The following is a 22,641-nucleotide window of genomic DNA, read 5'->3' on the forward strand; positions in this document are numbered from 1 at the left end:
CGCTGCTCGAAAATGCGATGAATCTGGCCGAATCACGCGAAAGGTGGGTCTTTGGGGATCGGTCATCATGAATAAGGGGCGCGCGGCGCTCGGTTCGGTCCGGGCGCGCATCGGCAGGGCTTCGATTATCAGCGCCGGGCTGGCCCTGTTGGGCCGGTCGGGCCTGGACGGCTGCACTCTGCAGGCAGTCGCTGCCGACCTTGAAGCCGATCCGGCCGAAATCGAAGAGCATTTCGCGAGCGACGATCAACTTCTGACGGCGTTGGCGCAGGATATGGTGCGTGCTGCCGAGGGCGGCGCGGCAGGCCCGGGCTGGCGCGGTCGCCTTGCCTTGCGCGCGCAGACCAGCCGGGTCGCTATGCTCTCCAGTCGCGATGGCGCCAGGCTGTTCGCGCATGTCGCCTCGCGCTTTCCTCTCGCGGTGGGGACGCCGGACGCGGTCGCACCCTTGTGCGAGGTCGGCCTCGCACTCGATGAAGCCCGCGTGATCGCGCAGGCGCTCGAGCATTTCGTGATCGGGTGGACGCTGGTCGAGCAGGCCCGTGCCGAACCATCGGGACCGGACAGTTCCTTCGATCGCCAGCTGGATGTCCTGCTCGACGGCATCGACGTCGACGCCCCGTCGCCGGCGCCCGGCCCGCGGGACGAGCGTCAGGCCCGGTTCCAGTCCAAGCTCTGGGTCTTTCTGCGCAATGCCCGCGAGAGCGCGAATATCTCCTTCGCCCGCACCGCGCATATCAACGAGCTGGACCGCCGGATCCTGCTGCTCCTTCATGTCCAGGGCGGCATGACCCTCGCGCAGATTTCCCTGGCCTGCGGTGTCGACAAGGCGCAGATCAGCCGTGCGATCAAGCGCATGGGCGAGGTCGCCCTGCTGCTGCGCAGCGGCATCCGCAGCCCCATCCGGCTTAGCCCGAGCGGCAAGCAGCTGGCGGATCGACTGCAGCGCCATGCCGAGCTGCGCAATCGGGAGCTGACCTTCGGCATCAGCGACGAGGAGCTTCAGACGCTCTCCGGCGTGCTGGACCTGCTGCTGACCCGCGCGATCGCCCTGTTCGAGCAGGAGCGCAAGCAGGCGGCGAGCAACCAGCGGCTCGAAACCGTGGCATTTCAGGATCTCGTCGATGAGGGCCTGCCGGACGAAAACGGTGTGGCGGCGGACCGCTCACGCGTGTTGCCGCCCTTCGTCACTCTGTGCTCCTACATGCTGCGCGGCGGTGCCCTAGCCCATAAGCGCCAGACGAGCCTTTCGAATTTCGAGACCTGGGTCATGGCGGAAATCTGCCGCAATCCCCCGATCAGCTGGCCTCAGCTGGTGTTGGCATTGGCGCGCGACCAGAGCCAGGCGGGCCGCACGGTCAATCATCTCATCGAGATCGGCCTGATCGAGCGCACCGGGCGACCAGGGCGCCGCCACGGCTTCTTCGGTCCGACCGAGAAGGGACGCGCGGTGAGCCAGATCATCGAGGAGACAGCGGTTCGGCGCAGCGAGTTCCTGTTTCAGGGCATCCCTGCCGACCAGCTCGACAGCTTCATGACGACATTCGATGCGCTGACGCACAATGCCGAAGTCCAGCTCGATCGGGAGCGGGCGATCCAGGAAATGGATCGGGATTGAAGGCCTCCGCCCGGCCTGAGATTGCGAGAGCCTAGTCGGGCAGCGGAATGAACTCGCGCTCGCCGGGCACGGTGTCGAACCGGCCCTGCCGCCAGTCGTCCTTGGCCTGCTCGATGCGATCGCGGGAGCTGGAAACGAAGTTCCAGTAAATGTGCCGTGGCCCATCCAATGGCTCGCCGCCGACCAGCATGATGCGGGTCGGGCCATTGGCGCGCAGGACGATCTCGCTATCCGGCTTGAAGATCACCAGTTCGCCGGCGTTGAAACCGCCGCTCTGGCCTTCCACCGCCAGTCCGCCCGAGATGACATAGACCGCGCGTTCGATATGGTCGGTGCCCAGCCGGTAGCGCGCGCCGTCCTGGAGCGTGACGTCGGCGTAGAGCATGTCCGAGAAGGCCTGCACCGGCGAGGTCAGCCCGTCGCTGCTCCCAGCGACGACGCGGATGCGCACGCCCTCTGCCTCCGTTTCGGGAATCGTGTCGGCGGGGTGATGGAAGAAAGCCGGATCGACCTCTTCCTTCGCTTGCGGCAGCGCGACCCAGGTCTGAAGGCCGAACAACGGCCCGCCTGCGGCGCGGGTATCATCGGCGCTGCGCTCGGAATGGACGATGCCGCGCCCTGCCGTCATCCAGTTGACGGCGCCGGGGCGCACCGGCTGGACCTTGCCCAGCGAATCGCGGTGGAGGATTTCGCCCTCCAGCACATAGGTCACCGTGGCGAGGCCGATGTGCGGATGGGGGCGGACGTCCAGGCCCTCGCCGGCCGAGAAGGTCGTCGGGCCGAACTGATCGAAGAACACGAAGGGGCCGACCATCCGGCGATGGGCCGATGGCAGCGCGCGCCGGACCTGAAAGCCGTCGCCCAAATCGCGCACGGGCGGCAGGATGATCATGTCGACACTGTCGATGAAGGTCTGGCGCAAGGTCATCGGGTCTGCTCCTTCAGATAGACTTGTTCATATCCTTATGCAGAATGACCCGCTCCGTTCCCGGCCGTCTGCCGGCCCGTTCAGGCCAACCCGCTTAGGCCAGGCGGGTCATCCAGCCATGCTGGTCCAGCTTCTGGCCGAGCTGCACGCCGACCAGCGCCTCGCGCAGCGCGCGGGCCACCTCGCCGCCATCGCCATTGCCAATGATGAAATCGCCCTGGGTCGAGCGCACCTCGCCGATGGGCGTGATGACGGCAGCGGTTCCGCAGGCGAACGCTTCCTTCAGCCTGCCGCTCTTGGCATCGGCCATCCACTGCTCGAAGCTGTAGGGTTCCTCCTTCACCGTGTAGCCGGCGTCCTCGGCGACGAGCCGCAACGAATCGCGGGTGACGCCGGGCAGGATCGAGCCGTTGAGCGGCGGGGTGATGATCGTGCCGTCATTGAACACGAACATGATGTTCATGCCGCCCAGTTCCTCGATCCATTTGCGCTCGACCGCGTCGAGGAACAGCACCTGGTCGCAGCCATGCTCGATGCCGACGGATTGTGGCTGCAGGCTCGCGGCATAATTGCCGCCGCACTTGGCAGCACCGGTGCCCCCGGGGACCGCGCGGACATAATCATGGCTGACCCACAGCGTCACGGCCGACTTGCCGCTCTTGAAATAGCCGCCGACCGGGGACGCGATCACGCAATAGACATATTCGCGCGCCGGGCGGACGCCGAGAAACGCTTCGCTCGCGAACATGAAGGGGCGCAGGTACAGGCTGCCCTTGTCGGCATCCGGCACCCAGTCGATGTCTGCCGCGACCAGCTTGCGGATGCTCTCGACGAACAGATCCTCGGGCAGATGCGGCATGGCGAGGCGTGTGGCGCTCTGGTTGAAGCGGGCGGCGTTGGCCTCCGGGCGGAAGCTTGCGACGGACCCGTCCGGTAGGCGATAGGCCTTGAGCCCCTCGAAAATCTCCTGCGCATAATGGAGCACGGCGGCGGCCGGATCGAGCGGGATGGGCTGGCGCGGACCCAGTACGGCATCATGCCAACCCTGTCCCTCGGTATAGCGGATCGTCACCATATGGTCGGTGAAGAGCGTGCCGAAGCCGAGCGTCGCCATGGCGGCAACACGGTCCTCGGGCGAGGTGGAGGTGGCGAGCGGCTGGGTCGTGAAGTCCAACATGCGAAATCTGTCCATTGAGGGTGGATGGGTTCAGGTGGGGCAGGCGGTATCAGGATAAACGCAGGCTGTCATGCCCCCCGCGCGTCCGCTTGTGGCATCGGTGCCGCGCCGTTGCAGGCGCGCCGCGGTCAGCCCAGCCAGAACAGGGCAGCGCCCGCCAGCGAGGCGAGCAGGGACGCAAAGAGCGGAGCGGATGCGATGATGCCATTGCGTCCCCCGGCCAGTACAAGCGCCATCACGCCTTTGACGGCGGTATTGGCGAAGACCGGCGCGGCGAGGATGAAACCCGCCGTGGCGTTGTCGAGCGTTTGTGCGGGCAGGCCGGCAAGGGTGAGCACCGCCGCGTCCACATCCATAAAGCCGGTGAGGCCTATGACGACGGCGATGCCTTCGTCGCCCCAGACATCCAGCGCCCAGCGCGCGAGCAGCGAGAAGACCGCGACGAAGCCGGCGAGCATCAGCGCCGGGCCGAAATCGAAAGGATTGCCGAGCTTGACCGGTGGCCCATCCGGCGAATCGTCACGGCGCCAGGCGAGCAGGGCCATGATCGCCGAGACGACCAGCGCTGGGGTCAGCACCAGCGCAAGCGTGGGCAGGGCGCGGGGCACGAGGATGGCAGTCAACACCTGCACGCGCACGAACATGACGATGGTGGCGATGGCGATGCCGGCGGTCAGCACGCCGCGTAATTCCGGCTCGGTGCGCAGGCGGCGGGCGTACCAGGCCGTCACCGCCGTGGACGAGACGATGGAGCCGGTCAGCGCCATCATCAATACGCCCCGGCTGCTGCCGAACCGGCGCGCGACGACATAGCCAGCAAAGGAGAGCCCGGCGACCAGCACCACCACCATCCAGATCTGGCGGGGGTTCCAGGCATCATAGGGGCCATAAGTGGCATCGGGCAGCAGCGGGAGGACGACGAGGGCGACCAGCGCAAAGCGGGCGACGCCCTCAATCTCGCCTTCCGTCAGCCCGCGCAGCAGGGCGTGCATCGAGTGGCGGGCGCTCAGCAGCACAAAGGCCGCGCCCGCTGCTGCCAGAGCGATGGCAGGTGAGAGCGCCACTGCGGCATAGCCGATGGCGAAGGTCAGGAGCGCCGCCACAATCGTGGTGGCCGAAAGCTGGTCGTCGCGAATCGCCTGGCCGAAACCAATGAGCAGCGCGCCGACCACGCCCAGCGCCATGATCGCGGCGATCATCTCCGGCAGGAGCGCCGACAGGCCCCCGGCAAAGCCGATCAGGCCGAAGGTGCGGAACCCCGCCACCCGTTGCCCGGCCTGCTTGTCGCGCTGAGTCCAGCCTCGTTCGAGGCCGATCAGAAGGCCGGCGGCGAGAGCAGCGAGAAGCCCGAGCAGCGATGGAGACAGAGCGAGGCTCATGGTCAGAGCGTCAGCAGGCGGATGTCCGGCCCAGCCGCTGCGAGAAAGGCAATGGGGCCAGTCATCTCGATACGGGAGTCGAGGCCGTCCGCCGCCACGCCTGCCATGGCAACGCCGCTCTGGCAGAGGCTGATCGTCACGCCTTCATCCAGCGCATCATCCAGCAATTGCGCGAGCGTCGGCTCCCCGGCTGCAGCCCAGGCGGCGTCCTGCGGGGCGCGGATCGGGGTGCGCAACAGGGCAGCCGCCTCGCCTTGCAGGAAGATGCGGGCCGCACTTCCCAGAGCGACCTCCGCCCGCGCGAGCGACAGGGCCGCGCGCAATCGGGCCGGCTCGGCGCTGACGACGACGAGAGCGAGAGGCGGCCGCGCGCTCATGCGCAGGCCAGCGCGGCCTTGCAGGCCGGGTCCGGCGGAATAGCCATGGTCCGCAGGCGACGGGCGAGCAGATCGAAGACGATCAACTTGCCGGTGGTCGGTTCACCGAAGGGCACGAGCGCGCGGATGACCTCCAGCGCCGCCATGGAGCCGATGATGCCGGTCAGCGCCCCGACAATGCCTTCCTCGGCGCAAGTGCGGGCGGGGTCGGTGCGGGTGTCGCCGACCAGGCAGCGATAGCAGGGTTGGCCATCCTCCCAGCCCCGCCAGACCCCGATCTGCCCCTCGAACTGGCCGACGGCGGCGCTCACCAGCGGAATGCGCAGCCGGGTCGCGGCGTCGGAAACGGCGAGGCGCGTCTCGAAATTGTCGCAGCCATCCAGAATGATGTCGGCATCGCGCAGCAGCGTCGCGGCATTGTCGGCATCCAGCGCTGTGTTGATCGGAATAGCATGACAATCCGGGTTGAGTCGGCGCACGGCATCCCGCGCGGCTTCCGCCTTCGGGCGACCGATGTCGTCGCTGGCGAACAGGATCTGCCGCTGTAGGTTGGAGAGGCTCACCCTATCATGATCGATGATCCGCAGAGTGCCGATGCCGGCTGCCGCCAGATAGGCAATCGCCGGACACCCGATGCCGCCCGCTCCGATGATCGCAACATGCGCTCCGGCCAGCCGTGCCTGCCCCGCGCCGCCGATCTCGCGCAGCACGATGTGGCGGGCATATCGCTCAAGCTGATCGTCGGTGAAGTCCATCAGTGCGGCTGTGCGTCAGACCGTGCGGACGCCGGTGGAGCCAAAGCCGCCCGCACCGCGCGCCGTATCGTCCAGCGTCGCGACCTCGACCATGCGCGCGATCTGCACAGGCGCAACGATGAGCTGGGCGATCCGGTCGCCGCGCTTGATCTCGAAATCATCCTCGCCCAGGTTGACCAGAATGACCTTCAGTTCGCCGCGATAATCGCTGTCGATCGTGCCGGGCGTGTTCGGCAGCGTGATGCCATGCTTGAGCGCCAGCCCGGACCGGGGGCGCACCTGCACCTCGAACCCCTCGGGAATGGCGAGCGCGAGGCCGGTGGCCACCGCATGGCGAGCCATGCTCGGCAGCGTTACATCCTCGGCGGAGACCACGTCCATGCCGGCTGCGCCGGCGGTGGCGTAGCTGGGCAATGGCAGGTCTTCGCCATGGGGCAGGCGCTTCACCGCAATGTCAACGGGCGGCCAGTTCATCGGAAATCCTTTCAATCAGCCGCGTGGCGACAAGGGCTTTGGGCATGTCCGGCCAGTCTTCGACGCCCTGCGCCGTGACCAGATGGACGCTGTTATGCGATCCGCCCATGACATCGCCGGACACGTCATTGGCGACGATCCAGTCCGCGCCCTTGCGCTGGCGCTTGGCGATAGCGTGGTCGACGACAGTTTCGGTCTCGGCCGCGAAGCCGACGAGCAGGGCGGGGCGCTGGACGTGGCGCGCCAGCGTCGCGAGGATGTCCGGATTCTCGGCCAGCGCGAGCGGGGCAGGCGTGCCCGAGCCATCCTTCTTGATCTTCTGGCCGGCCTCGTCGGCGGCGCGCCAATCGGCCACTGCTGCGACCAATATGGCAATATCGGCTGGCAAGGCTCCCTCCACGGCGGCCTGCATCTCCCGCGCGGTCTGCACGTCCACCCGGGTGACGCCACGCGGCGTGGGCAGGCTGACCGGCCCTGCGACGAGCGTGACGCGCGCGCCGGCCTGTGCGGCGGCGGCGGCAATCGCAAAGCCCTGCTGCCCGGACGAGCGATTGGCGATGTAGCGCACCGGGTCGATCGGCTCATGTGTGGGGCCGGCGGTGATCAGCACATGGCGGCCGAGCAGATTGGCGTGGCTGAGATCGGGCGCATGGATCGTTCGGCTGGTGTCGGTCAGCAGCGCGGCCGGTGACGGCGCCTCTGCCAGCAGCCGCTCGATTTCCTGCACGATGGCGGCCGGCTCGGGCAGGCGACCCTTGCCCCACTCGTTGCAGGCCATGGCGCCGACGTCAGGCTCCATCACATGGATGCCATCGCCGCGCAGCGTGTCGAGGTTCCGCTGGGTGGCCTTGTGGTGCCACATCCGCACATTCATCGCGGGCACGGCGAGCACCGGCTTGTCGGTGGCGAGCAGCACGGTGGTGGCGAGATCGTCAGCGATGCCCGATGCCATCTTGGCGAGGATGTTGGCGGTCGCCGGCGCGACGACGATCAGGTCGGCCTCGCGGCTGAGCTGGATATGGCCGATCTCGCGCTCCTCCTTGAGGTCGAACATGTCGCCATAGACATGATCCTCGGTGAGCACGCCGAAGGAAAGCGGCGTCACGAACTGGGTGGCGGCGTCGGTCAGCACGGCGCGCACGGCAAGGCCCTTGCCCTTGAGCAGGCGCACCAGTTCCAGCGCCTTGTAGGCGGCGATCCCGCCGGAGACGATGAGGAGGATCCGCTGGGTCATGATGGTTCCATAGCGGCTGGGCGCCGGTTCGGCTAGCGGCTCGGCAGGGGCGGGACGTCAGGCAAGGAGCGCCATGGCACCCGCGCCGGCTGCTGCCGCCAGAATCGCCACGCCCGCATAGCGCCAGAACCAGCCGACCTTCACCTGCACCAGCTTCACCGCCGGTAAGGGCGGCGGGGGCGGGGCGCCGCCCGGCTCGGGATAGGCTTCCTCCAGCCGCCGGACGAGGCCGGGCAGGCGGCGGATTGTGTCCACCGTTTCGTGGATCGAATCGGCGAGCTTGGCTTCGGGCCCGAGTTCGTCGCGCAGCCAGCTCTTCACATAGGGGCCGGAAACGTCCCACATGTTGATCGTCGGGTCGAGCATCGTCGCCACGCCTTCGACCATGACCATCGTCTTTTGCAGCAGCAACAGATGGGGCTGGGTCTGCATGTCAAAATCGCGGGTGATGGCGAACAGGCCGTCCAGCATCTGACCCACGGATAGCTCGCTGACCGGCTTGCCGCGCATCGGTTCGCCCACGGCACGCAGGGCGGTCGCGAACTCGGCGACATTGTGGTGGGCCGGCACATATTGCGCCTCGAAATGGATTTCCGCCACGCGGCGATAGTTACCGGTGATAAGACCATAGAGGATCTCGGCCAGCCATAGCCGCGCGCGCCGGTCGATCCGCCCCATGATGCCGAAGTCGATGGCAACGATGGTGCCGTCGGCCTGCACGAACAGATTGCCCTGGTGCATGTCGGCATGGAAGAATCCGTCCGCGATGGCTTGGCGCAGGAAGGTGTTGACCAGCCGCGCCGCCAGATCGCTCAGGTCATGCCCGGCCGCGACCAGCGCGGCGCGGTCGCTGATCTTGATGCCGTCGATCCATTCGAGGGTCATCACCCGGCCGTTGGTGCGATCCCAGTCGATTTGCGGGATGCGATAGCGCGGCACGGCGGACATGGCCTCGGCCAGTTCGGAGGCAGAGGCTGCCTCGCGCCGCAGATCCAGCTCGCGCGCTGTCCAGCGCTTGAGATTGGCGACGACCAAACGCGGTCGGAGGCGCGAGGCCTCGCCGCCCAGTTGCTCGAGATGCGCCGCCGCCCATTCATAAGTGTCGATGTCGCGGTTGAATCGCTCGCGAATGCCCGGGCGCAGCACCTTGATGGCGACCGCGCGGCCGTCCGTCGTCACGGCACGATGCACCTGCGCGATGGACGCCGCGCCGACAGCCTGCTCATCGACACTGGCGTAGATCGAGTCGAGCGGTCGCCCGAAGCTGGCTTCGATCTCGGCGCGAATCGCGGAGAAGGGCATGGGCGGCAGCGCGTCCTGCAGCGACAGCAGATCGCGGGCGGCATCCTCACCGACCAGATCGGGGCGCGTCGCCAGCGACTGGCCGAGCTTGATCGCGGCCGGGCCAATGGCTTGAAACGCCTCCGCATAGCGCGGCTCCTTGGGCACGCGCGCACCGAGCCGCGCCAGCCGTGCGAGGCGGCGGACCGGCGCGGGCGTATTGCCATCCCGCTCGATACCGCGCAGCGCGCCGTGGCGAGCCAGGGTCCGCCCCCATGAGAGCAGGCGCCAGAGATGGGTGATGTGGGCTGTCATGACCTTATCGCCTTGCGGAACGCACCATGGGACCGCTGCGCCGCCGAATCATATCTTCCATCCAGAATGAATGGCGACGAGGCCGCCCATGATCGGCTCGGCCTTCGCTTGCACGAAGCCCGCCTCTTCGATCATGCCCTTGAACTTGGGCATGTCCGGGAAGCGGCGGATCGACTCGATGAGATAGCGATAGCTCTCCGCATCGCCGGCGATCATCTTGCCCAGCTTGGGCACCAGCTTGTGCGAATAGGCGTCATACACATCGCCGAAACCGGGCCAGGTGGTGCTGGAAAATTCCAGGCAGAAGAAGCGGCCGCCATATTTGAGCACGCGATGCGCCTCGCGCAGCGCGGCCGGGATATCGGTCACATTACGGATGCCGAACGCGATGGTGTAGGCATCGAAGCTGCGATCCCCGAAGACCAGCTGCTCGGCATTCTGCGGCTGCCAGACCAGGCCCTCGATGCCGCGCTTCTGCGCCCGCGTCATGCCCACGGCGAGCATATCCTCGTTGATGTCGCTCACCGTCACACGCGCGCCATGCTTGGCCATGCGGAAGGCGATGTCGCCGGTGCCGCCGGCCATGTCGAGAATCGCCTCGTCCTTGCGCGGCTTCACGCGGCGGACGAACTGGTCCTTCCATAGCCGATGCATACCGCCGGACATCGCATCGTTCATGATGTCGTAGTTGCGGGCGACATTGGAGAAGACGTCGCCGACCAGCTTCGTCTTTTCCTCGGGGGCTACCTCACGATAGCCAAAGGACACTGTCTCGCTCATGGGGCCGGGCTCTAGCCGACTCTGCCGGTCGCGCAAAGGGCGAACCATGCCGGAGCGGCCGATGCCGCGCGGGATGGGCCGCCGTCAGCTCATGCCGGGTCGGCGAGCGCGACCGGCGCGCCGAGATGGGCCAGGAAATCCGGCTTGCCGATCGCGATCCCACGTGTCCGCAGCAGCGCATAGGCCGTCGTCGCGTGGAACAGGAAGTTGGGCAGCATGAAGCCGGTGACATAATCCCGCCCGTGGAACCGATATCCCTGGCCGTTCGGGAAGCGCAGCACGATCTCGCGGTCCTCGCTGCCCTCCAGTTGCGCGGGCGTCACGCTCCGGACGAAGGCGATGGTCTTTGCGCACCGCTCCTGCAGGGCATCGAGGCTCGCCTCGGTGTCCGGCATGGCGGGCGGCTCGATGCCGGCGAGACGGGCGATGCCATTCTTGGCGCTGTCCGACGCCATCTGATATTGCGCCGTGAGCGGGCGCATATCCTCGATCAGACGGGCGGCCAGCAGATCGGCCTGCGTGGCGCGGACATCGTCCCGACCGAGCCAGTTTTTCATGTTGCCGAGCGTGTTGACGAGGAGGGGAACGGTGATCTCGTGCATGGTCAGGGTCATCGGCGCCTCGCCTTCTCTATCTGTAAGATTGCGGATGTGCGCGTGCGGGCCGAAAGAGGCAAGGCGGCATTTCAAAACGCACGACCGCCACGCGTGCCCCTTGGGGTGAGCCGCGCTTGACCGGTTGGCGGCCTCTCTGTATAGGCCCGCCTGCCTCGCGGCCCGCAACCTGTGCTTTCACTAGGATTCGGTCGCTCGTCCGCTGGGTCATACAGAGCTTGAACATTGCCTATGCTCTTGCGGGGCCAGGGGGTCTTTACCGACCGCCGGGTCTCTTGTCGTTTGGAGGTCAGCCCCGGCTGGCCATCGGCCGACCCAGGACATGCAGATGGCAGAGTAACTGAAAAAAGGTGAAGGGCTTCATGCCAACGATCAACCAGCTGGTCCGCAAGGGCCGCGAGCCGCAGAAGGCCAAGAGCAAGGTCCCTGCGATGGAGCAGAACCCGCAGAAGCGCGGCGTCTGCACCCGTGTCTACACCGTGACCCCGAAGAAGCCGAACTCGGCTCTCCGCAAGGTCTGCAAGGTGCGCCTCACCAACAGCCGTGAGGTCATCAGCTACATTCCGGGCGAAGGCCACAACCTCCAGGAACACAGCGTCGTGCTGATCCGTGGCGGCCGTGTGCGCGACCTTCCCGGTGTGCGCTATCACGTTCTTCGCGGCGTTCTGGATACCCAGGGCGTCAAGGACCGCAAGCAGAGCCGTTCCAAGTACGGCGCGAAGCGTCCGAAGTAAGTAGGGGAGAACAGAGATATGTCACGTCGTCGTCGCCCCGAAAAGCGCGTCATCCTGCCCGATCCCCAGTATGGCGATCAGGTTCTGTCCAAGTTCATGAACAGCGTCATGTATGACGGCAAGAAGGCCGTCGCTGAGCAGATTGTTTATGGCGCACTGGCCACCGTTGAAACCCGCGCCAAGAAGGATCCGATCTCGGTCTTTCATGACGCCCTCAACAATGTGAAGCCGGGCATCGAGGTCCGCAGCCGCCGTGTTGGCGGTGCGACCTATCAGGTGCCGGTGGAAGTCCGTCCCGAGCGCGCCCAGGCGCTGGCCATTCGCTGGCTCATCAATGCGGCGCGCAGCCGCAGCGAGACCACGATGGCGGCCCGCCTCTCCGGCGAGCTTCTGGACGCCGCGAACAACCGTGGCAATGCCGTGAAGAAGCGTGAAGACACGCACCGGATGGCCGAAGCCAACCGCGCCTTCTCGCATTACCGCTGGTAAGCACTATATTGGACGCCGGGGCAGTCACAGGACTGTCCCGGCTTCCTGCACCACCGTTCGCTCGGGCCTGTCGAAGGGCTGTTCTTCCGTGAGGGGAGAAACGGGTCCCCGCCGAGCCAACCCGAACGGAGAGGAACCTTTCAGACCGCAGCCCCGCCGCACGCGGGCAATGGAGTAAAGATCATGGCCCGCAGCCACCCGCTCGAGCGTTACCGCAATTTCGGCATTATGGCGCACATCGACGCCGGCAAGACGACGACGACCGAGCGCATCCTCTATTACACCGGCAAGTCCTACAAGATCGGCGAAGTGCACGACGGCGCCGCCACGATGGACTGGATGGAGCAGGAGCAGGAGCGCGGCATCACGATCACGTCGGCTGCGACGACCTGCCTGTGGAAGGCTGACGAGGGCAAAGGCCCCGAGCATCGCCTGAACATCATCGACACCCCCGGCCACGTGGACTTCACCATTGAGGTGGAGCGTTCGCTGCGCGTGCTCGATGGCGCGGTTGCCGCGTTCGACGGCGTTGCCGGCGTGGAGCCGCAGTCGGAGACGGTGTGGCGTCAGGCTGACAAGTACGGCGTGCCTCGGATGTGCTTCATCAACAAGCTCGACCGTACGGGTGCCAATTTCTATTATTGCGTGCAGACGATCATCGATCGCCTGGGCGCGACCCCGGCCGTCCTGTATCTGCCCATCGGCGCGGAATCGGACTTCAAGGGTCTCGTCGATCTCGTCAACAACCGCGCGATCATCTGGAAGGATGAGAATCTGGGCGCCGAGTTCTTCTATGAAGAAATTCCGGCCGACCTCGCCGACAAGGCTGCCGAGTATCGCGAGAAGCTGGTCGAGCTGGCCGTCGAGCAGGACGATGCTGCGATGGAAGCCTATCTCGAGGGCAACGAGCCCGACGTCGCGACGCTCAAGAAGCTGATCCGCAAGGGCACGCTGAACCAGAGCTTCGTGCCGGTGCTGTGCGGCTCGGCCTTCAAGAACAAGGGCGTGCAGGCGCTGCTGGATGCGGTCGTCGACTATCTGCCCAGCCCGCTGGACATCGAGGACGTGCAGGGCATCAACCCCGACACGGAAGAGCCGGACAGCCGTGCCACCAGCGACGAGGCGCCGTTCTCGGGTCTCGCGTTCAAGATCATGAACGATCCGTTCGTCGGCTCGCTCACCTTCCTGCGCGTCTATTCCGGCACGCTGAGCAAGGGCACCTATCTGAACTCCGTGAAGGACAAGAAGGAAAAGATCGGCCGTATGCTCCTGATGCATGCGAACAGCCGTGAGGACATCGATACGGCTTATGCCGGCGATATCGTCGCGCTGGCCGGCATGAAGGAAACGACGACCGGTGACACGCTGTGCGCCGAACGTCAGCCGATCATCCTGGAGCGTATGGAATTCCCCGAGCCGGTCATCGAGCTGTCCGTGGAGCCCAAGACCAAGGCCGACCAGGAGAAGATGGGCGTTGCGCTCAATCGTCTGGCTGCCGAGGATCCGTCGTTCCGCGTCTCGACCGACCACGAATCGGGCCAGACGATCATCAAGGGCATGGGCGAACTTCACCTCGAAATCCTGGTCGATCGCATGAAGCGTGAGTTCAAGGTCGAGGCGAACGTCGGTGCGCCGCAGGTGGCCTATCGCGAGTATCTCAAGAAGGCCGTCGACGTCGACTACACCCACAAGAAGCAGTCGGGCGGCACCGGCCAGTTCGGCCGCATCAAGGTGAAGGTCACGCCGGGCGAGCGCGGTGCGGGCATCATCTTCAAGGACGAGATCAAGGGGGGCAATATTCCCAAGGAATATATCCCGGCGATCGAGAAGGGTATGCGCGAGACGGCCGCCACGGGCTCGCTCATCGGCTTCCCGATCATCGACTTCGAGATCAACCTGTATGACGGCGCCTATCACGACGTCGACTCGTCGGCGCTGGCATTCGAAATCACCGGTCGCGGTGCGATGCGTGAAGTCGCGCAGAAGGCCGGCATCACGCTGCTCGAGCCGGTGATGAAGGTCGAGGTGGTGACGCCTGAGGAATATCTGGGTGACGTCATCGGCGACATGAACTCGCGTCGTGGCCAGATCCAGGGCACCGACAGCCGCGGTAATGCGCAGGTTGTCGAGGCGATGGTCCCGCTGGCCAACATGTTCGGCTATGTGAACTCGCTCCGCTCGTTCACCCAGGGCCGCGCGAACTACTCCATGCAGTTCTCGCACTATGACGAGGTGCCGCAGAACGTCGCGGACGAGGTGAAGGCGAAGCTGGCCTAAGCCGGCACTTTCATCTGGATTTATGTAAATTTGCTGTTATGGGGGCGCCTTCGCGAGGCTTCCCCGAGCGGTTGAACCCAAGCTATTGAGCGAAAAGAGGTAGGAAATGGCTAAGGCTAAATTCGAGCGGAACAAGCCGCACTGCAATATCGGCACCATCGGTCACGTCGACCATGGCAAGACCACGCTGACCGCCGCCATCACCAAGGTGCTGGCCGAAACCGGTGGCGCCACGTTCACGGACTATGCCAACATCGACAAGGCTCCCGAGGAGCGCGAGCGCGGCATCACGATCTCGACCGCACACGTCGAGTACGAGACCGGCGCCCGTCACTATGCGCACGTCGACTGCCCGGGCCACGCTGACTATGTGAAGAACATGATCACCGGTGCCGCCCAGATGGACGGCGCGATCCTCGTGGTGAACGCTGCTGACGGCCCGATGCCGCAGACCCGCGAGCACATCCTGCTCGCCCGTCAGGTCGGCGTGCCGGCGCTCGTCGTGTACATGAACAAGGTCGACCAGGTCGACGACGAGGAGCTCCTCGAGCTCGTCGAGCTGGAAGTGCGCGAGCTGCTCTCCAGCTACGACTTCCCGGGCGACGACATCCCCATCGTCAAGGGTTCGGCTCTGGCCGCTCTCGAAGGCCGTGACGACGCGATCGGCAAGGATTCGATCAAGGCGCTCATGGATGCCGTCGACGCCTACATCCCGCAGCCGGCCCGTCCGGTTGACCGTCCGTTCCTGATGCCGATCGAAGACGTGTTCTCGATCTCGGGTCGCGGCACCGTGGTGACCGGCCGCGTCGAGACCGGCGTTGTGAAGGTTGGCGAGGAAGTCGAGATCATCGGCCTCAAGCCCACCAAGAAGACGACCGTCACCGGCGTGGAAATGTTCCGCAAGCTGCTCGACCAGGGTGAAGCCGGCGACAACATCGGCGCGCTGATCCGTGGCGTTGGCCGTGAAGAAGTCGAGCGTGGTCAGGTTCTGGCCAAGCCGGGTTCGGTCACGCCGCACACCGAGTTCGAAGCCGAGGTGTACGTGCTGTCGAAGGACGAAGGTGGCCGTCACACGCCGTTCTTCGCCAACTATCGTCCGCAGTTCTACTTCCGCACGACGGACGTGACCGGCGAGGTCGTCCTTCCCGAGGGTACCGAGATGGTCATGCCTGGCGACAACGTGAAGCTGGCCGTCAAGCTCATCGCGCCGATCGCGATGGACCCGGGTCTCCGCTTCGCTATTCGCGAAGGTGGCCGCACGGTCGGTTCTGGGGTTGTCGCGACGATCTCGAAGTAATATAGGCAGCGAGCCGCTCGGATCAGGTGATTCGAGCGGCCTGCTTTTTTCGCCGCTTCGCGCGGGCTCGTGAGTGCCAGAACGGCACCGGGGCCATCAGGGTGAAGCGGTTTTGTTTTGGCTCTTTCACATCGGTTAGTGGACATGGAAACGCAGAATATCCGTATTCGTCTCAAGGCATTCGATCATCGCGTGCTGGATCAGGCGACCGGCGACATCGCCGATACCGCTCGTCGTACGGGTGCTCTCATTCGCGGTCCCATTCCGCTGCCGACCCGTATCGAGAAGTTCACGGTCAACCGTGGGCCGCACATCGATAAGAAGAGCCGTGAACAGTTCGAGGTCCGCACCTACAAGCGCATGCTTGATATCGTGCAGCCGACCCCGCAGACCGTCGACGCGCTGATGAAGCTCGATCTGGCTGCCGGCGTGAACGTCGAGATCAAACTGGCCTGATGGCCGTAGCGGGGCGGCCTTCGGGTCGCCTTGCAGGACATTTGGATACCGCCGGCTTCGGCCGGGCAGCGTCCTCCGTCGTTTCCACCTCGCTTGTCGAGGGTCCGGAAGCATCCAGCCCGGACGGGGGAACGCATCGCAAAATCGGGTTGGCTGCCTGGGTCTTAGGGTCCTGGCGGTTTTTTCGTTGGATAAGCCCCCGCATCATGCAGGGGCCTCTATTGGAGGATTGGATCATGCGTACCGGCGTGATCGCGAAGAAAGTGGGTATGACCCGCCTGTTCCAGGATGATGGCCGCCATGTGCCCGTCACCGTCCTGGCGCTCGAAGGCAACCAGGTCATTGCCCGTCGCGAAATGGATAAGGACGGCTATGTAGCCGTGCAGCTGGGTGCCGGCGTTGCGAAGGCGAAGAATGTCGCCAAGCCGCAGCGCGAGCACTTTGCCAAGGCTCAGGTGGAACCCAAGGCGCAGGTCGTCGAGTTCCGCGTGGCCGAGGACGCCCTGCTCGATGTCGGCGCGGAAATCGCTGCCGATCACTTCATCGCTGGTCAGCTCGTCGACGTGACGGGCCAGACGCAGGGCAAGGGCTTTGCCGGCGCCATGAAGCGCTGGGGCTTCGGCGGTATGCGTGCCACGCACGGTGTGTCGATCAGCCACCGTGCCCACGGTTCGACGGGTAACCGTCAGGATCCGGGCCGCGTGTTCAAGAACAAGAAGATGGCCGGCCACATGGGCGACCGTCAGCGCACCCAGCAGAACCTCGAGATCGTCCGCACGGACGTGGAGCGCGGCCTGCTGTTCGTGAAGGGCAGCGTGCCCGGCTCGAAGGGCGCCTGGCTTCTCGTCAAGGACGCCGTGAAGGTCGATCGTCCGGCTGATGTGCCGTACCCGGCCAGCATCAAGTCGGCTGCGAACAATAACGCCGAGGCTCCGGCCGATACGCCTGCGCAGGACGTCGCGGCGCCCGAGGCCACTGAAGGCCAGGAGGGCTAAGTCATGAAGATCAAGGTTCTCACTCTGGACGGCGGCAAGGCCTCCGGCGATGTTGAGCTGAATGACGATGTGTTCGGCCTCGAGCCGCGCGCGGACATTCTGCACCGTGTCGTCACCTGGCAGCTTGAAAAGCGCCGTGCCCCGGCATCGGCGACGCGCGAGCGTTCTGACGTTGCCCGCACGGGCAAGAAGTTCGGTCGCCAGAAGGGCGGCGGTACGGCTCGTCACGGCGATCGCCGCGCCCCGATCTTCATCGGTGGTGGTAAGGCGCACGGCCAGCGCGCCCGTACCTTCGGGCACTCGCTCAACAAGAAGGTGCGTGCACTGGGCCTGAAGATGGCGCTTTCGGCCAAGGCCAAGGGCGGCTCGCTCACGGTTCTGGACAATCTGGACGTCAAGGACGGCAAGACCAAGGAACTGGCGGGTCAGCTCGCCAAGCTCAACCTCGGCAAGGTGCTGTTCATCGACGGCGAGGCGACCAACCTCTCCTTCGCCAAGGCCTCGTCCAATCTCGTCGGTGTCAATGTGCTCCCCGCCATCGGTGCCAATGTCTACGATATCCTGCGTGCGGACAGCCTGGTGCTGACCCGTGCCGCGGTCGAGCAGCTGGAGGCGCGCTTCAATGGCTAAGAAGCAGGCAGCAGCGGTGGCCACGCGTCATTACGACGTGATTGTCGCCCCGCACATCACCGAAAAGGCGACGCTGGTCTCCGAGCACAACGCGGTTGTGTTCAAGGTCGCGCGTGACGCTTCGAAGCCCGAGATCAAGGCCGCTGTCGAGGCGCTGTTCAATGTCAGCGTCAAGTCGGTCAACACGATCGTCCAGAAGGGCAAGACCAAGCGCTGGAAGGGCAAGCCCTACACGCGCTCGGACGTGAAGAAGGCTGTCGTGACCCTGGCCGAAGGCCAGTCGATCGACATCACCACGGGCATTTGAGGGCGGACTGAACAATGGCACTCAAGCATTATAACCCGACGAGCCCGGCCCAGCGCGGCCTGATCCTCGTCGACCGGTCCGGCCTCCACAAGGGCAAGCCCGTCAAGGCGCTGACCGAAGGCAAGCGCAAGACCGGTGGCCGCAACAACAAGGGTCATGTGACCTCGCGCGGTATCGCCGGCGGTCACAAGCAGCGCTATCGCATCATCGACTTCAAGCGTCGCAAGTGGGACGTCGAAGGCACGGTGGAGCGTCTGGAATATGACCCCAACCGCACGGCGTTCATTGCGCTGGTCAGCTATGCCGATGGCGAGCAGGCCTACATCATCGCCCCGCAGCGTCTGGCTGTGGGCGACAAGGTGATCGCAGGCAAGAAGACCGACGTGAAGCCGGGCAATGCGATGGAACTGGGTCAGATGCCGGTCGGCACGATCATCCACAACATCGAGATGAAGCCGGGCAAGGGCGCTCAGATTGCACGCAGCGCGGGCACCTATGCCCAGCTCGTCGGTCGCGATCGCGGCATGGTCATCGTCCGTCTCGGCTCGGGTGAGCAGCGCTACATCCGCTCGGACTGCATGGCGACCATCGGTGCGGTGTCGAACCCCGACAACCAGAACCAGAACCTCGCCAAGGCCGGCCGCAGCCGCTGGCTCGGCCGTCGCCCGCTCACCCGCGGCGTCGCCAAGAACCCGGTCGACCACCCGCACGGCGGTGGTGAAGGCCGGACCTCGGGCGGCCGTCATCCGGTTACCCCGTGGGGCAAGCCGACCAAGGGTGCTCGTACCCGTCACAACAAGTCGACCGACAAGATGATCATCCGGTCGCGTCACGCCAAGAAGAAGAGGTAAGCGATGGCTCGCTCCGTCTGGAAGGGTCCCTTCGTGGACCTGCATCTGCTCAAGAAGGCAGAAACCGCGCAGGAGAACAACGGCCGTGGCGGTCCGATCAAGACCTGGTCGCGCCGCTCCACCATCCTGCCGCAGTTCGTTGGCCTGACGTTCAACGTCTACAATGGTCGCAAGCACGTTCCCGTTTCGGTGAACGAAGACATGGTCGGTCACAAGCTGGGTGAATTCGCGCCGACGCGCTACTTCCCCGGCCACGCCGCTGACAAGAAGGGCAAGCGCTGATGGGCAAGGCAAAAGCTCCCCGCCGCGTCTCGGACAATGAGGCGCTGGCCGTCGGCACGCAGATCCGCGGTTCGGCCCAGAAGCTGAACCTGGTCGCCGCGCTCATCCGTGGCCGCAAGGTCGAGGACGCGATGAACGTGCTCGCCTTCTCCAAGCGCGCGATGGCGGTCGATGTTCGCAAGGTGCTCGCCAGCGCGGTCGCCAATGCGGAGAACAACCACAATCTCGACGTCGACGCGCTCGTCGTCGCCGAGGCGAGTGTCGGCAAGTCGTTCACCATGAAGCGCTTCCATGCGCGTGGTCGCGGCAAGTCCACCCGCATCCTGAAGCCCTTCAGCCGCGTGCGCATCGTCGTGCGTGAAGCTGCGGAAGAGGAGGCCTGATCCATGGGTCACAAGAGCAATCCCATCGGTCTGCGCCTGCAGATCAACCGCACCTGGGACAGCCGCTGGTTCGCGGAAGGCCAGGACTATGGTCGCCTGCTGCTTGAGGATCTCAAGATCCGCAAGTATGTCATGAAGACGCTGCCCCAGGCCGCGATCTCCAAGGTGGTCATCGAGCGTCCGGCCAAGCTGTGCCGCGTGTCGATCTATGCAGCCCGTCCCGGTGTCATCATCGGCAAGAAGGGCGCGGACATTGAGAAGCTGCGCAAGAAGCTGAGCGCGATGACGTCCAGCGACGTGAGCCTGAACATCGTCGAGATCCGCAAGCCGGAAATCGACTCCAAGCTCGTCGCCCAGGGCGTTGCCGATCAGCTCGAGCGTCGTATCGCTTTCCGTCGCGCCATGAAGCGCGCCGTGCAGAGCGCGCTTCGTCTCGGCGCCGAGGGCATCAAGATCACCTGCGGCGGCCGTCTGGGCGGCGCGGAGATCGCCCGTGTCGAGTGGTATCGCGAAGGTCGCGTTCCGCTGCACACGCTGCGTGCGAACGTCGATTATGCAGAAGCCGAGGCCCACACGGCCTATGGCGTTTGCGGCATCAAGGTCTGGATCTTCAAGGGCGAGATCCTCGGCCACGATCCGATGGCGACCGACCGTCTCATGCTGGAGGCTCAGACCTCCGGTGTGCGTCCGGCTCGCTGAGAATTGAGAGCAAGGTAAAGCATCATGCTACAGCCGAAGAAAACCAAGTTCCGCAAGACCTTCAAGGGTCGCATCAAGGGCGATGCCAAGGGTGGAACGGACCTCAATTTCGGATCCTACGGCCTCAAGGCTCTGGAACCGGAGCGGGTCACCGCGCGCCAGATCGAAGCGGCTCGCCGCGCGATCACGCGTCACATCCGTCGTCAGGGCCGTCTCTGGATCCGCGTCTTCCCGGACGTGCCGGTGTCCAAGAAGCCTGCCGAAGTCCGTCAGGGTAAGGGCAAGGGTTCGATCGAATATTGGGCGGCGCGCGTAAAGCCCGGCCGCATCCTGTTCGAGCTGGACGGCGTGCCCGGTCCGCTGGCTGCGGAAGCATTCAGCCGCGCAGCGATGAAGCTGCCGATCAAGACGAAGGTGGTGGCGCGTCTCGGCGACACCTCGCATCTGGGAGCATGATGGTCATGACCAAGATTTCTGACCTCAAGGCGAAGAGCGACGATCAGCTGTCGACCGATCTGGGCGAGCTGAAGCGCGAGCAGTTCAACCTGCGCTTTCAGGCTGCGACCAACCAGCTTGAGAAGCCGAGCCGCGTGCGCGAAGTGCGTCGTGACATCGCGCGGATCAAAACCCTCCAGGCCGAGCGTTCGCGCTCGTCCGCGAAGTAAGAAGGAAACAGGCCCATGCCCAAGCGCGTGCTGACGGGAACGGTGGTTTCCGACAAGGGTGACAAGACGGTCGTCGTCAAGGTGGAGCGCAAGGTGAAGCACCCGCTCTACGGCAAGATCATCCGTCGCTCGAAGAAGTATCACGCCCACGATGATGCCAACGAGTATCACGAGGGTGAGACCGTCCGTATCGAGGAGACGGCGCCGATCTCGAAGCTGAAGACCTGGAAGGTCATCGCGCGGGTCGACACCCACAAGTCTCCCGAGCAGGTCGCTGCAGACGCAGCAGCCTGAGCAGGTCTCAAGGATTTAACGGAACCACCGGGCCAGACACAGGCTGTGTCCCGGCAGGCCAATTGAGAAGGAACCGGATCGATGATCCAGATGCAATCCAATCTTGATGTCGCTGACAACAGCGGCGCCAAGCGCGTCCAGTGCATCAAGGTGCTCGGCGGCTCGAAGCGTCGTTTTGCCAGCGTTGGCGACATCATCGTCGTCTCCGTGAAGGACGCCGCCCCCCGTGGCCGCGTGAAGAAGGGTGACGTTCACCGCGCCGTGATCGTGCGCACCGCCAAGGACGTTCGTCGTCCCGACGGCAGCGTCATTCGCTTCGACGGCAATGCGGCCGTGTTGGTCAACAAGAATGCGGAGCCGATTGGCACGCGTATCTTTGGCCCCGTGGTCCGCGAGCTGCGCGCGAAGAACTTCATGAAGATCATTTCGCTTGCTCCCGAGGTGCTGTGATGAGCGCTGCACGTATCAAGAAGGGTGACACGGTCGTCGTGCTCGCCGGCAAGGACAAGGGCCGTACCGGTTCCGTCCTCCAGGTGATGCCCAAGGATGACAAGGTGCTGGTCGACGGCATCAACGTTCACGCCCGCCACCGCAAGCCCGACCAGGCAAATCCGCAGGGCGGCATCGATCGCAAGCCAGCGCCGCTGCACATTTCCAATGTTGCACTGGCTGTCGACGGCAAGGCCACGCGCGTCCGCTTCGAGGACCGTGACGGCAAGAAGGTCCGCGTCGCGGTTAAGACCGGGGAGGTCATCTGATGGCTGACAAGTACATCCCGCGCTCGCGCAAGCTGTATGACGAGACCATCGTCAAGGCGCTGAGCGAGAAGTTCGGTTACAAGAACCACATGGAAATCCCCCGGATCGAGAAGATCACGCTCAACATGGGCGTGGGCGAGGCGACCCAGGACAAGAAGAAGGTCACCCAGGCCGCCGAGGAAATGGAACTGATTGCCGGCCAGAAGCCGGTCATCACCAAGGCGAAGAAGTCGATCGCGCAGTTCAAGCTGCGTGAAGGCATGCCCATCGGTGCTAAGGTGACCCTGCGTCGCGAGCGCATGTATGAGTTTCTCGATCGTCTCGTGACGATCGCGATGCCCCGCATCCGCGACTTCCGTGGTCTCAACCCGAAGAGCTTCGACGGCCGTGGCAACTATGCTTTCGGTATCAAGGAGCAGATCATCTTCCCCGAGATCAGCTATGACCGCGTCGACAAGGTGCGTGGCATGGACATCATCGTGACCACCACGGCCCGCACGGACGAAGAAGCGCGCGAACTGCTGCGTCTTTTCGGTTTCCCGTTCCCCGCCGAGGCGGAAAAAGAGGCTGCGTGAGCGTGGCCGGATCCAAT

General features: G+C 64.9%; 29 protein-coding genes. 19 read left to right on the forward strand and 10 right to left on the reverse strand.

Going from position 1 to position 22,641, the window contains the following annotated elements:
• The first annotated feature begins 67 nt into the window (after positions 1 to 67).
• Complete coding sequence (locus tag M2334_RS01630; RefSeq protein WP_264604630.1) at positions 68 to 1,618, forward strand: winged helix-turn-helix transcriptional regulator; 1,551 nt, start codon at positions 68 to 70, stop codon at positions 1,616 to 1,618.
• Positions 1,619 to 1,649: 31 nt separating this feature from the next.
• On the opposite strand, the gene M2334_RS01635 is transcribed toward M2334_RS01630, so the two are convergent.
• The 10 genes from M2334_RS01635 to M2334_RS01680 all read right to left on the reverse strand — a co-directional run bounded on the left by M2334_RS01635 (position 1,650) and on the right by M2334_RS01680 (position 10,932).
• Complete coding sequence (locus M2334_RS01635) at positions 1,650 to 2,546, reverse strand: pirin family protein (RefSeq protein ID WP_264604631.1); 897 nt, start codon at positions 2,544 to 2,546, stop codon at positions 1,650 to 1,652.
• Between the two features lie 94 nt (positions 2,547 to 2,640).
• A complete protein-coding gene (locus M2334_RS01640) occupies positions 2,641 to 3,738 on the reverse strand; it encodes a branched-chain amino acid aminotransferase (protein WP_413716425.1) in 1,098 nt (365 codons plus the stop codon).
• Positions 3,739 to 3,851: 113 nt separating this feature from the next.
• Positions 3,852 to 5,102 carry an MgtC/SapB family protein gene (locus tag M2334_RS01645; protein WP_264604633.1) on the reverse strand — a complete coding sequence of 417 codons (1,251 nt, stop codon included), beginning with the start codon at positions 5,100 to 5,102 and terminating at the stop codon, positions 3,852 to 3,854.
• Between the two features lie 2 nt (positions 5,103 to 5,104).
• Positions 5,105 to 5,479, reverse strand: a complete 375-nt coding sequence (locus M2334_RS01650; RefSeq protein WP_264604634.1) for a DsrE family protein — start codon at positions 5,477 to 5,479, stop codon at positions 5,105 to 5,107.
• Complete coding sequence (locus M2334_RS01655; protein ID WP_264604635.1) at positions 5,476 to 6,234, reverse strand: HesA/MoeB/ThiF family protein; 759 nt, start codon at positions 6,232 to 6,234, stop codon at positions 5,476 to 5,478. The genes M2334_RS01650 and M2334_RS01655 overlap by 4 nt, the downstream gene beginning before the upstream one ends.
• Before the next feature lie 15 nt (positions 6,235 to 6,249).
• Positions 6,250 to 6,708, reverse strand: a complete 459-nt coding sequence (gene dut, locus M2334_RS01660) for a dUTP diphosphatase (protein WP_264604636.1) — start codon at positions 6,706 to 6,708, stop codon at positions 6,250 to 6,252.
• Positions 6,689 to 7,942 carry a bifunctional phosphopantothenoylcysteine decarboxylase/phosphopantothenate--cysteine ligase CoaBC gene (gene coaBC / locus M2334_RS01665; protein WP_264604637.1) on the reverse strand — a complete coding sequence of 418 codons (1,254 nt, stop codon included), beginning with the start codon at positions 7,940 to 7,942 and terminating at the stop codon, positions 6,689 to 6,691. Before coaBC ends, dut begins: the two co-directional genes overlap by 20 nt.
• Before the next feature lie 57 nt (positions 7,943 to 7,999).
• Positions 8,000 to 9,538: a 2-polyprenylphenol 6-hydroxylase gene (gene ubiB, locus M2334_RS01670; RefSeq protein WP_264604638.1), complete on the reverse strand. Its 1,539-nt coding sequence runs from the start codon at positions 9,536 to 9,538 to the stop codon at positions 8,000 to 8,002.
• A gap of 48 nt (positions 9,539 to 9,586) precedes the next feature.
• A complete protein-coding gene (locus tag M2334_RS01675; protein ID WP_181561244.1) occupies positions 9,587 to 10,318 on the reverse strand; it encodes a class I SAM-dependent methyltransferase in 732 nt (243 codons plus the stop codon).
• A gap of 89 nt (positions 10,319 to 10,407) precedes the next feature.
• Entirely contained in the window at positions 10,408 to 10,932 is a 525-nt protein-coding gene (locus M2334_RS01680) for a DUF1993 family protein (protein WP_264604639.1), read from the reverse strand.
• Positions 10,933 to 11,294: 362 nt separating this feature from the next.
• Here M2334_RS01680 and rpsL point away from each other — a divergent pair, with 362 nt between their 5' ends.
• The 18 genes from rpsL to rplE all read left to right on the forward strand — a co-directional run bounded on the left by rpsL (position 11,295) and on the right by rplE (position 22,624).
• On the forward strand, positions 11,295 to 11,666 hold the full coding sequence (gene rpsL, locus M2334_RS01685) for a 30S ribosomal protein S12 (RefSeq protein ID WP_181561246.1): 372 nt from the start codon (positions 11,295 to 11,297) through the stop codon (positions 11,664 to 11,666).
• Between the two features lie 18 nt (positions 11,667 to 11,684).
• Positions 11,685 to 12,155: a 30S ribosomal protein S7 gene (rpsG, locus tag M2334_RS01690; RefSeq protein ID WP_181561247.1), complete on the forward strand. Its 471-nt coding sequence runs from the start codon at positions 11,685 to 11,687 to the stop codon at positions 12,153 to 12,155.
• 183 nt (positions 12,156 to 12,338) lie between these two features.
• Positions 12,339 to 14,432 carry an elongation factor G gene (gene fusA / locus M2334_RS01695; protein WP_264571786.1) on the forward strand — a complete coding sequence of 698 codons (2,094 nt, stop codon included), beginning with the start codon at positions 12,339 to 12,341 and terminating at the stop codon, positions 14,430 to 14,432.
• A 106-nt stretch (positions 14,433 to 14,538) separates the two neighbouring features.
• On the forward strand, positions 14,539 to 15,729 hold the full coding sequence (tuf, locus tag M2334_RS01700; RefSeq protein ID WP_181561249.1) for an elongation factor Tu: 1,191 nt from the start codon (positions 14,539 to 14,541) through the stop codon (positions 15,727 to 15,729).
• A 144-nt stretch (positions 15,730 to 15,873) separates the two neighbouring features.
• Positions 15,874 to 16,185: a 30S ribosomal protein S10 gene (gene rpsJ, locus M2334_RS01705; RefSeq protein WP_014077880.1), complete on the forward strand. Its 312-nt coding sequence runs from the start codon at positions 15,874 to 15,876 to the stop codon at positions 16,183 to 16,185.
• A 236-nt stretch (positions 16,186 to 16,421) separates the two neighbouring features.
• A complete protein-coding gene (rplC, locus tag M2334_RS01710) occupies positions 16,422 to 17,180 on the forward strand; it encodes a 50S ribosomal protein L3 (protein WP_181561250.1) in 759 nt (252 codons plus the stop codon).
• Between the two features lie 3 nt (positions 17,181 to 17,183).
• The gene (gene rplD / locus M2334_RS01715) at positions 17,184 to 17,810 is read left to right on the forward strand and encodes a 50S ribosomal protein L4 (RefSeq protein WP_264571787.1); all 627 of its coding nucleotides are present in this window, start codon (positions 17,184 to 17,186) and stop codon (positions 17,808 to 17,810) included.
• On the forward strand, positions 17,803 to 18,117 hold the full coding sequence (locus tag M2334_RS01720; protein ID WP_181561252.1) for a 50S ribosomal protein L23: 315 nt from the start codon (positions 17,803 to 17,805) through the stop codon (positions 18,115 to 18,117). The genes rplD and M2334_RS01720 overlap by 8 nt, the downstream gene beginning before the upstream one ends.
• 14 nt (positions 18,118 to 18,131) lie before the next feature.
• Positions 18,132 to 18,968 (forward strand): 50S ribosomal protein L2, encoded by an 837-nt coding sequence (rplB, locus tag M2334_RS01725; RefSeq protein ID WP_181561253.1) that lies wholly within the window; start codon positions 18,132 to 18,134, stop codon positions 18,966 to 18,968.
• Between the two features lie 3 nt (positions 18,969 to 18,971).
• Positions 18,972 to 19,250, forward strand: coding sequence for a 30S ribosomal protein S19 (rpsS, locus tag M2334_RS01730; RefSeq protein WP_181561254.1), 279 nt, complete (start codon positions 18,972 to 18,974; stop codon positions 19,248 to 19,250).
• A complete protein-coding gene (rplV, locus tag M2334_RS01735) occupies positions 19,250 to 19,633 on the forward strand; it encodes a 50S ribosomal protein L22 (protein ID WP_181561255.1) in 384 nt (127 codons plus the stop codon). Before rpsS ends, rplV begins: the two co-directional genes overlap by 1 nt.
• Positions 19,634 to 19,636: 3 nt before the next feature.
• On the forward strand, positions 19,637 to 20,332 hold the full coding sequence (gene rpsC, locus M2334_RS01740) for a 30S ribosomal protein S3 (RefSeq protein ID WP_181561256.1): 696 nt from the start codon (positions 19,637 to 19,639) through the stop codon (positions 20,330 to 20,332).
• A 24-nt stretch (positions 20,333 to 20,356) separates the two neighbouring features.
• Positions 20,357 to 20,788 carry a 50S ribosomal protein L16 gene (gene rplP, locus M2334_RS01745; protein WP_181561257.1) on the forward strand — a complete coding sequence of 144 codons (432 nt, stop codon included), beginning with the start codon at positions 20,357 to 20,359 and terminating at the stop codon, positions 20,786 to 20,788.
• Between the two features lie 5 nt (positions 20,789 to 20,793).
• Positions 20,794 to 20,997 carry a 50S ribosomal protein L29 gene (gene rpmC, locus M2334_RS01750; RefSeq protein WP_181561258.1) on the forward strand — a complete coding sequence of 68 codons (204 nt, stop codon included), beginning with the start codon at positions 20,794 to 20,796 and terminating at the stop codon, positions 20,995 to 20,997.
• Positions 20,998 to 21,012: 15 nt separating this feature from the next.
• Entirely contained in the window at positions 21,013 to 21,291 is a 279-nt protein-coding gene (gene rpsQ / locus M2334_RS01755; protein ID WP_181561259.1) for a 30S ribosomal protein S17, read from the forward strand.
• Positions 21,292 to 21,372: 81 nt separating this feature from the next.
• Positions 21,373 to 21,741: a 50S ribosomal protein L14 gene (gene rplN / locus M2334_RS01760; RefSeq protein ID WP_014077869.1), complete on the forward strand. Its 369-nt coding sequence runs from the start codon at positions 21,373 to 21,375 to the stop codon at positions 21,739 to 21,741.
• Entirely contained in the window at positions 21,741 to 22,049 is a 309-nt protein-coding gene (gene rplX / locus M2334_RS01765) for a 50S ribosomal protein L24 (protein WP_181561260.1), read from the forward strand. Before rplN ends, rplX begins: the two co-directional genes overlap by 1 nt.
• On the forward strand, positions 22,049 to 22,624 hold the full coding sequence (rplE, locus tag M2334_RS01770; RefSeq protein WP_181561261.1) for a 50S ribosomal protein L5: 576 nt from the start codon (positions 22,049 to 22,051) through the stop codon (positions 22,622 to 22,624). The genes rplX and rplE overlap by 1 nt, the downstream gene beginning before the upstream one ends.
• The last annotated feature ends 17 nt before the right edge of the window (positions 22,625 to 22,641 follow it).

The sequence above is a fragment of the Sphingobium sp. B11D3D genome (genome assembly GCF_025961755.1).
Classification (GTDB): Bacteria; Pseudomonadota; Alphaproteobacteria; order Sphingomonadales; family Sphingomonadaceae; genus Sphingobium.